Origin of the sequence: Vibrio sp. 10N.286.46.A8 (assembly GCF_041470165.1) — a bacterium.
GTDB classification, from domain to species: Bacteria; Pseudomonadota; Gammaproteobacteria; order Enterobacterales; family Vibrionaceae; genus Vibrio; species Vibrio tasmaniensis_A.
Genome location: NZ_JBFRLX010000202.1, coordinates 1 through 9,267 on the forward strand (window position 1 = coordinate 1; position 9,267 = coordinate 9,267).

General features: G+C 46.5%; 8 protein-coding genes. 6 read left to right on the forward strand and 2 right to left on the reverse strand.

What is annotated here, in order from left to right; genetic code table 11:
• Positions 1-56 precede the first annotated feature (56 nt).
• Positions 57-1,922: a fructose-specific PTS transporter subunit EIIC gene (locus tag AB4232_RS18530; protein ID WP_372087713.1), complete on the reverse strand. Its 1,866-nt coding sequence runs from the start codon at positions 1,920-1,922 to the stop codon at positions 57-59.
• A 243-nt stretch (positions 1,923-2,165) separates the two neighbouring features.
• Here AB4232_RS18530 and AB4232_RS18535 point away from each other — a divergent pair, with 243 nt between their 5' ends.
• The gene (locus AB4232_RS18535; RefSeq protein ID WP_009846233.1) at positions 2,166-2,468 is read left to right on the forward strand and encodes a PTS fructose transporter subunit IIB; all 303 of its coding nucleotides are present in this window, start codon (positions 2,166-2,168) and stop codon (positions 2,466-2,468) included.
• 7 nt (positions 2,469-2,475) lie between these two features.
• The gene (locus AB4232_RS18540; RefSeq protein ID WP_372087718.1) at positions 2,476-3,249 is read left to right on the forward strand and encodes a PTS sugar transporter subunit IIA; all 774 of its coding nucleotides are present in this window, start codon (positions 2,476-2,478) and stop codon (positions 3,247-3,249) included.
• Between the two features lie 63 nt (positions 3,250-3,312).
• On the opposite strand, the gene AB4232_RS18545 is transcribed toward AB4232_RS18540, so the two are convergent.
• Positions 3,313-4,152, reverse strand: a complete 840-nt coding sequence (locus tag AB4232_RS18545; RefSeq protein ID WP_009846231.1) for a helix-turn-helix transcriptional regulator — start codon at positions 4,150-4,152, stop codon at positions 3,313-3,315.
• Between the two features lie 378 nt (positions 4,153-4,530).
• Between AB4232_RS18545 and AB4232_RS18550 the strand changes: the two genes are divergently transcribed.
• The 4 genes from AB4232_RS18550 to AB4232_RS18565 form a co-directional block, all read left to right on the forward strand.
• Positions 4,531-6,435 (forward strand): fructose-specific PTS transporter subunit EIIC, encoded by a 1,905-nt coding sequence (locus AB4232_RS18550; protein WP_372087714.1) that lies wholly within the window; start codon positions 4,531-4,533, stop codon positions 6,433-6,435.
• A 91-nt stretch (positions 6,436-6,526) separates the two neighbouring features.
• Positions 6,527-7,744, forward strand: coding sequence for a mannose-6-phosphate isomerase, class I (manA, locus tag AB4232_RS18555; RefSeq protein ID WP_372087715.1), 1,218 nt, complete (start codon positions 6,527-6,529; stop codon positions 7,742-7,744).
• Between the two features lie 265 nt (positions 7,745-8,009).
• Positions 8,010-8,450 carry a PTS sugar transporter subunit IIA gene (locus tag AB4232_RS18560; RefSeq protein ID WP_054541497.1) on the forward strand — a complete coding sequence of 147 codons (441 nt, stop codon included), beginning with the start codon at positions 8,010-8,012 and terminating at the stop codon, positions 8,448-8,450.
• 13 nt (positions 8,451-8,463) lie between these two features.
• A partial coding sequence (locus AB4232_RS18565) for a fructose-specific PTS transporter subunit EIIC (RefSeq protein ID WP_372087716.1) occupies positions 8,464-9,267 on the forward strand: 804 nt, incomplete at its 3' end.

The window sequence follows — 9,267 nt, forward strand, 5'->3', positions numbered from 1 at the left end:
ATACTTGGGCGTCTTTTTATTTATTGCTTTTCAGCCAATCTTAAAGCCGATTGCTTTTATACTTTCCTCATAATCAACGCCTGCGCATTAAGCATCGCTTCCTTAGTACTGACATCTAAGGTTTTCACGTTCGCAAAGCGTTCGATCTCTTTAATCGCCACATCATGAGCAAAAATCACCAACCTCGCCCGCTCAATGTCTTTCTGTGTAATGCGATTGCCGATTCCGTTGGCACCCTGCGTTTCGACTTTAATCCGAACCCCAAGATGATGAGCCGCCTTTTCCAAAGACTTAGCCGCAAGAAACGTATGAGCAACACCAGATGGACAAGAAGTGATCGCCAATACATCCGCTTGCCCTTCTTCCGTTACCGAGCCACCCGTGAACTGATTAGAATTCGCTTCGCCTTCGACCACGTTCTTTTTCAGTAGTATCACGATCAGAGCCGTCGTGAGTGCTCCTGCAAATGTCCCGACGATATAGCCAATTTTGCCGTCAACCACCGGCAACACTATCCAGCCGCCCCATGGTGCATGGTTGATGACATGGAACATAAAGCCAACCACGTTACCGACAATGCCACCAGCGACAACAGCAGGCAGAACTCGCGCAGGGTCGGCGGCAGCAAAAGGAATCGCACCTTCACTGATGCCGATCATGCCCATAATACCCGCTGCTTTTCCGGCTTCACGTTCGTCTCGTTTGAATTTCTTAGGTGATATGAAAGTGGCAAGCGCCATACCTAATGGTGGGGTACAAATGGCAATACCGACGCCCCCCATCAGCCAAGGTTGAGTGTTCACCTGCGTTTGAGCAAACAGCGTCGCCACTTTGTTGATTGGGCCGCCCATATCAAAGGCCGTCATCGCCCCTAAAATACTGCCTAGCACCACTTTCCCTGAGCCCGCCATGCCAGTCAGCATTTGGTTCATCTCAAGCATCACATACGCGATAGGAGAGCCTATGACCCACATCACCGCCCCACAGGTTACAAAGGTGCCGACTAATGGATAGATGAAGATCGAACTCAGCGAGATCATACTGTCTGGCAGTTTGATCTTCTTAAGTAGATTCACCACAAAGCCAGCGAAGAATCCGATCACAATTGCACCAAGAAAACCGGTGTTGTATTGATTGACCGCAACCCAAGAACCAATCATTCCGGGCGCTAAACCCGGCTTATCCGCCATTGAATATGCAATGTAACCACCGAGCACAACGGTAAACAGGGTTAGCCCCGCGATACCCATTTGTGCTATGTCAGCCAGAACACCGCTCTCAGGCACTGCGCCATGGCCAGACATCATTACCGACAAAGACAAAAGTACCCCACCCGCGACCACGAATGGGATCATGTGCGAAGTGCCGTACAACAAGTGTTCTTTGAGACGATTAAGAGATTGTGCCCAAGGGCTTAATGGTTCGCGGTAAACTTCATGATGACTAGAAGCGTAGCTATCGAAAGATTCAGAATTCACTTCGAGAAACAGCTCTTGAGCTTCCTCGACCGACTCTACCGCCTTTAATTTTGTAACAAAACCATCTTCGATCAATCGAGTTGAGATCTGAGCCAGAACCTCAATATGATGATCATCGCTATTGTCTGGCGACGCGAGCATAAAAAACACATCCGACAGTTCGCCGCCGTCTGCGCCATAATCGATACCCGTTCGGCTAATACCTACCGCCACAGCAGGTTTAGCTACAGCAGTGCTTTTCGCGTGTGGAATCGCAATACCATCATCAAAGCCCGTATTACCGATGGCCTCACGCTTCCAGATATCATCAAGGAACTCACTTTTATTGGAGAGCTTACCTGCGCGGTCAAGCAGTTCGACAAGCTCTTCAAATACCGCCTGTTTAGAGTCTGCCTTTAAATCCAGACAGATAATCTCCGGCTCTATAATGTCAGTGATGTCCATGTGCTGCCTCGTCCGAGTACCAATTTAAGTAAATAAGATAAAGAGGTTAATAATATGAAAAGACTAACGAGGCAAGGCCGCTCGATATATAGGACGAAAGGTGCATTAACTGGATAATTGTAACCAAGAAGCAAGAGTGTGACGTTCACCTTTGAATTAAAAACGGGAATCCATAAACTTCCTAGATTCAGATAGTCCTATCGATCCAAGTAAACTGTCGATCTAAGCACACCGAGAATAATAATGAGAATTGTAGCGGTAACTGCGTGCCCTACAGGCATTGCGCACACCTATATGGCAGCTGATGCACTAAATAAAACGGCCCCAAAATTCAATGTTTCAATCAAGGTTGAGACTCAAGGCGCTATGGGGATTGAAAACTTACTGACAGGCCAGGATATTACCCTCGCAGACAAAGTGTTGATCGTCTCTGATATCGACATCGAACAACCAAGTCGATTTGACCCAGCGAAAACCGTATTCATTCCAATGGAAGAGGTGTTATTGAGTGTCGATAAAGTCTTTATCAAGCATTGTCGAACTTAAACCTTTCATGAATGAATATCAGATCACCTTCTTCGTTGACGATCCTGCCGCGAACTCACACGTCGCGCAGCCGTTGACTCGTTTAGCGAAGAAGTTCAAAAGCAACATCCGCATTATCAACATCACTCAAAATCGAACCGCTGATCTCTCCAAATCTGTCGCGATGTTACAAGTGGGTTTACTTCGTGGCGATTTATGCCAGATCACCGCAGTAGGTATTGATGCTGAACTCGCATGTTTTGTAATAAAAGACGTGATTGCTGAGCATTACGACATGGTTGGCTCACAAGTGAATCATGAGTTCTCTAACGATTTAATCCAGCGTATGCCGCAGATATGCCCGCCTTGTGACATAAAGTGGCACCACGCTAAAGCGCAAACTCAACTGACAAAATTTGAGTGCTTGAAAGGGCTCGCTCACCTCGTTTATCCAGAAGACCCAGATGAGCTGATTTTGGCTTTCATTAAGCGAGAAGAACGCTCTTCAACCTGCGTGTCACCAGGTATCGCACTGCCCCATGTGATGTTTGAATCTACTCAAGATCTCTCGATCGCGGTCATCGTCAGTGACAACCCGATTGACTGGGCATCTCAAATTGGCCAAGTACACGTAGCTATCGCTTTAGTACTGCCAACCAAGCCGCAACGTGAACACATTGTGGCGGCTACCAACCTAACTAGAAACCTACTTCACGATCAGGTCAACGAGCGTTTGCAAAAGACTCGAAGCAGTGTCGATTTACAAGCCTCGCTGATGTATATCTCATCTCGCCTGCTGTAAGGCTACTCACTCCAAAAGACGGCTCAACAACAAAATACGCTCCGACTTAAAAAGACGGCTTAACTAAATAGAACCACGATATTCAGTCGGCGTTCTACCGGTGCGATTCTTAAATACTCGACAGAAGTAGTTCACATCCTTAAAGCCGCAACGTAATGCCACTTCATTGAGCTTGAAATTGTACTTCTTGAGCATGAATTTGGCGCGGTCGACACGGACTCGGGTGATGTATTCTGCCAACGTCATGTGGCCTTGTTGACGGAACATTCGCGACAAGTGATTGGATGAAATACTAAAGCGTGAGGCAATGCTGTCTCGGGTGATCTGGCGGTGGAAGTTTTCTTGAATGTAGATACAAATCCCCTGATACACATCCTGTACTCGGCTGTGAGATTTTTCGACGGGCGCTTCCAGCATGGTTTTACTGTATTGCAGTAGAGCTTGCAGCAATAACTCATCCATCGGCTGCTTGTTACTCTCTCTCGCTAACGAGCTGAGCGCCTCCAAAATGTTATCAATCGCAAACCCAGAACGAGTCTGAATACTGTGCTTTTGAATATCGTAAAAGCTCTCCTCGCCTTTGCGCTTACTCACCAAGCTTAAACCAAGCTGACGACGCCCAAACAACATGCTCAGCACAGAGCAATCAGTATCCCAATTCGGCTTATTCCAGCAGTTCGGTGGGATGAAAATCGCGTCTCCGGCTTTGGCAATAACGTTGGTGATCTTACGATCATGACTCTCCATTTCATTAATATACTCTCCGTCTAGCACTAACTCTAAGCGCGGAAAGTTCACCTGATAACTGCACGCTGAAGGCGTGTGAAAATCTCCAGCAAACCAGATGTTATGAAACGGTTCTCGCTCATTTAATACAGACGAGATTAAGTCATGAAATATCATTATTCGAACTCTAGTGGGCAGCAATAAGGCTACGTGAATAGATATACCCCTTAGTGAAACATAGCGCTATTGAGCAAAATCACAATTTGAGATCTAGGTTACAAAAATCCAGTCACGGAAATAAATTTCCAGTACCAAAACTGACATAGCACGTTCCTGCCCTGATAAACAAATACGCTACAGCCCTTATAAATAAAAGGCTCAACACATCTTAAACTTTGTCAACACCGCCCTAAAAATGCCCATTCGACCGATCAAAATCACACTCCATTTATAACGCAACAATCATCCAGTAAATGCATTTTTTCTTCACTACAGAAGGTAAGCCGTAGATTCCAGAATACCCCTAACAAAATAAAAACAGAGTAGGGGTTCATTATGATCACGACATTGATCAATCAAGATTTGATTAAGCTTTCGCTTAGCGCTAATTCAAAAGAAGACGTATTTAAAGAGCTGATAGACGTGCTGTACGCACAATGCAGAATCTCAGACAAAGCACAGTTTCTTGCCGACATTAAGGCGCGTGAAGAACAAGGTAATACAGGGTTTGAAGAGGGCATTGCCCTGCCACATGCGAAAAGCAGCGCGGTGATCAAACCTGCAGTTGTTATCGGCGTCCACAAGCAGGGTATCGAGTACGGCGCCGATGACGGTCAGCCATCAAAACTCTTCTTCATGATCGCGTCTCCAGATGGCGGCGATGATCACCACATCGAAGTATTGGCAGAGCTTTCTTCAAAACTGATTGAAGAAGGCTTTATCGAAAGCTTCATGAATGCTCAATCTGAACAAGAAGCATTAGAGCTACTGCTTACCAAACCTGAGCCTTCAGAAGCGGAAACCAACGTTAAGAAACAAGGTTTCATCATTGGTGTCACTGGCTGCCCAGCTGGCGTTGCACACACTTATTTGGCAGCTGAAGCGCTAGAGAAAGGCGCAGCGGCTCTTGGCTACGACATCAAGGTCGAAACCAACGGCTCGATAGGCGTTAAAAACAGCCCAACTCAAGAAGAGATCGAACGCGCAGACGCGATTGTCGTCGCTTGTGACAAACAGGTCGACATGGCTCGCTTTGCCGGAAAACGCGTTATCAGCACCAACGTGAAAGCGCCAATCAAAGACGCGCAAGGCTTGATTAAGCAAGCACTCAACGCACCTAGCTACCAAGCTGAACAAGCGCCGACCAACCAATCTGTTGCAGAGAAAGCCTCACAAGCACGTTCAGACCTTTATCGTTACTTGATGAATGGCGTATCACACATGATCCCATTCGTGGTGACTGGCGGCCTATTGATTGCCCTTGCACTGGCGATTGGCGGCGAGCCAAGTGAATCTGGCATGGCGATTCCTGCTGGCAGCATGTGGAACCAAATCCTAGAAGTGGGCGTGGTTGCCTTCACATTGATGATCCCAATCTTGGCTGGCTACATTGCTTACGCGATTGCTGACCGCCCTGCTCTAACCCCAGGTTTGATTGGCGGTTGGATTGCTAACAACGGCTCTTTCTACGGCGCTGACGCAGGCACAGGCTTCATTGGCGCAATCATCGCAGGTCTATTAGTGGGTTACTTCGTTAAATGGATTACCTCGTTTAACTACCACAAATTCGTTCAACCGCTTGTGCCTATCATGATCGCTCCGATCACTGGCTCTTTGTTCATCGCAGGCTTATTCATCTTTGTGATTGGTGCACCTATCGCTGGGCTGATGGATGCTCTTACTGCACTACTAACGAGCATGAGTACAGGCAACGTGGTTCTGCTAGGCATCGTACTGGGTGGTATGGCTGGTTTCGATATGGGCGGTCCATTCAACAAGGTGGCGTTCCTTTTCTCGGTCGGCATGATTGCCAGCGGTCAAACTCAATTCATGGGTGCTATGGCGTGTGCAATCCCTGTTGCTCCACTGGGTATGGCTATCGCAACCAGACTTGGCCGTAAGTTCGACCTGTTCGAATCTTCTGAAATTGAAGCAGGTAAAGCAGCAGGCGCGATGGGCTTAGTGGGTATCTCTGAAGGTGCGATTCCTTTCGCAGCTCAAGATCCAATGTCGGTTATCCCTGCCAACGTACTTGGCTCAATGACAGCGGCTGTTATGGCGTTCTCATTTGGTATCACCAACAGCGTTGCGCACGGTGGTCCAGTAGTCGCTCTACTTGGCGCTATGAACTACCCAATGCTGGCACTGCTGTGCATGGCATCTGGCGCGGGCGTAACTGCGGTTACTTGTATCGCGCTTAAAAATCTACGTAAAGCCAAGTTAACAACAGCAGCGGCTTAAGCCATTTCAACTCCAATGGCTTGAGGCCTTCTACTCGCATTTCAATAAGTCGAGTAGAGCTCAAGCCATGTTTCCCTTCATGGTGATTTCGATGTCTGATTTTTCTTTAGCGAACGACTCGTTCGTACAACGCTTTTTTTATCCTATGACCAACGTGATTCAAAACTACGCGTGGGGTAGCCCTTCTTCGTTCAGCCAACTGTTTGGTATTGATAACCAATCTGGAGAGCCGCAAGCGGAGATCTGGATGGGGGCTCACCCGAATGGTTGTTCGATGGTCACCGACAATGGTCAGCAAACCACATTGTCGAACCTGATTTCGAAGAATCTAAGCCTGTTTCTAAGCGAAAAAGTAGCAAGTCGTTTTGGTGAGCTGCCATATCTATTCAAGGTGTTAGCAGCAGAGAAAGCGCTATCGGTGCAAGTTCACCCGAACAAGCAACAAGCGGAATCTGGCTACGCTCTTGAAGAGCAGCAAGGCATTCCGATAACGGCTGGCAATCGTAATTACAAGGATGCCAACCACAAGCCAGAACTGGTGTATGCCCTAACTGACTACACCGCGATGAATGGTTTTAGATCAATCAGCGAGATTCTTGAGCACTTCCATTACCTTGATATTCCAGAGCTGCATTCGATGGTCAATGACCTAGAGGGCGACCAAACTCCCAATGGATTAGCCAGCTTCTTCGCGAGCTTATTGTCTTTGCAAGGAGAACAAAAAGGCATGGCGCTGACCATGTTGCTGATGAAGGCGAAGCTTTCAGATACACCTGTGTTCCAGTTGATTTCAGAACTGGAAGAGCAATACCCGGGTGATGTCGGGTTGTTTGCTCCACTGCTATTGAATGTGATCACCCTAAAGCCGGGGCAAGCCATGTATCTAGATGCCGAGACACCCCACGCTTACATCAAAGGCACGGGCTTAGAAGTGATGGCGAATTCAGACAACGTACTCCGCGCAGGGTTGACGCCTAAGTACATGGATATCAATGAATTAGTCTCTTGTACTCAATTCAATGAAAAGCCTGCGGATAGATTGCTGCTAAGCCCTATTGAACAAGGTGATGTGATGGAATACCAAATTCCAGTCGAGGATTTTAAGTTCTCTATCGTGCAAAACTCACATCAAAGAAAGATCACTACCGAAGGTGCCGAGATCCTACTGCCACTCGATGAATCCATGGTGCTAACCCATCAATGTGGTGAAACTTGCGTAATAGAGAAAGGCCAATCCGTGTTCATTCCAGCTTACGCAGAGAGCTACAAACTAGATTGCGTTGGACGCGTAGCGCGCGCTTACAGCTAGCTTTCTAACAACTCAGAACACACTCTTCATGCCCTGCTTTTGCGGGGCATTTTTGTTTCTGCTGTTTTTTTGTTCCTACAGAAAGTTATTTCAACACCGAAATACGCCATCAAATATGACCCACTTCACACTGGATGAATGATGCAAATCACACTTAATTTTGCTTGGTACAAATGTACAGTGAAGGGCTTTTATTTGCTATTTCGCGAATTGGGTTAATCCATTAATTTTAATTCAAGAACTTCAATAGTGAATGAGTTAATAAATGATCACACAACTAACTAACGTCAACTTAATTAATAACAATCTTCAAGCGAATAATAAAAAAGAACTGTTTGAAGAATTGGCAGGCATGTTATTTGAGAACAACCGAATCAGTAATAAAGAAGCCTTCTTGGCAGACATCGAAATTCGTGAATCTCAAAGCATCACCTCAATGGACGGCATCGCTTACCCACACTCAAAAAGCAAGGCTGTCACTGAGCCGGCAATCGCTGTCGGTGTTAAGCGTGAAGGCATTGAGTATGGCGATGAAGACGGCATTAATCCAACCGTGTTTTTTATGATTGCCTCACCCGACAACGGTGCTGACCATCATATTTATGTACTACAAGAACTATTTGGAAAATTCAGCGATGAATTTATTCAAGATATCCATAACGCAAAAGACGAACAACAGATCCTTAATATTTTAATTAATTCGTAAGGCGTAGAAAATTATGAGCACCCTAACAACTCAAGCTACGAATACCAGTAGTAATTTTAATAACAAAAACAGTAGTAGCGACTTTAAAAAAATCCTTAGTACCATGAAAGGCCACCTGCTTTTCGGAACCTCACACATGCTACCTTTCATCGTAGCCGGTGGTGTTCTATTGGCTTTAGCGGTAATGGCATCAGGCAAAGGCGCTGTACCTGCAGACGGCCTGCTAGCAGACATCTCTAATATCGGTATCAAAGGCCTTGTTCTTTTCCCAATCATTCTTGGCGGCTTTATTGGTTACTCAATTGCAGATAAACCGGCACTGGCACCTGCGATGATCTCTTCTGGTATCATGGCTGATATGGGCGGCGGCTTCCTTGGTTGTATCGTGGCAGGCTTTATCGCCGGTGGTGTGGTGTTCCAGCTTAAGAAAATCCCACTTTCTACCAACATGACCGCGCTAGGTGCTTACTTCATCTATCCGCTTCTAGGCACATTAATCTCTGCAGGTATTGTACTGTGGGGCATTGGTGAGCCAATCAAACTGTTCATGTCTTCAATGAACGAGTTCCTAGCTTCAATGGCTGGCGCGTCTAAGATGGTTCTGGGCACAATCCTTGGTGGTATGACGGCGTTTGATATGGGCGGCCCTATCAACAAAGTCGCAACTCTATTTGCTCAAACTCAAGTAGACACACAACCATGGCTAATGGGCGGTGTAGGCATCGCGATTTGTACACCACCTCTAGGTATGGCATTGGCGACTTTCCTATTCAAAAACAAGTTCTCTAAACAGGAGCAAGAAGCAGGTAAAGCAGCA

Bases quoted from the DNA above. Each gene is read 5' to 3' on its own strand.
- AB4232_RS18535 (WP_009846233.1), top strand. From the start codon at position 2,166: ATGAGAATTGTAGCGGTAACTGCGTGCCCTACAGGCATTGCGCACACC.
- AB4232_RS18560 (WP_054541497.1), top strand. From the start codon at position 8,010: ATGATCACACAACTAACTAACGTCAACTTAATTAATAACAATCTTCAA.
- manA (WP_372087715.1), top strand. From the start codon at position 6,527: ATGTCTGATTTTTCTTTAGCGAACGACTCGTTCGTACAACGCTTTTTT.
- AB4232_RS18550 (WP_372087714.1), top strand. From the start codon at position 4,531: ATGATCACGACATTGATCAATCAAGATTTGATTAAGCTTTCGCTTAGC.
- AB4232_RS18545 (WP_009846231.1), bottom strand. From the start codon at position 4,152: ATGATATTTCATGACTTAATCTCGTCTGTATTAAATGAGCGAGAACCG.
- AB4232_RS18530 (WP_372087713.1), bottom strand. From the start codon at position 1,922: ATGGACATCACTGACATTATAGAGCCGGAGATTATCTGTCTGGATTTA.
- AB4232_RS18540 (WP_372087718.1), top strand. From the start codon at position 2,476: ATGAATGAATATCAGATCACCTTCTTCGTTGACGATCCTGCCGCGAAC.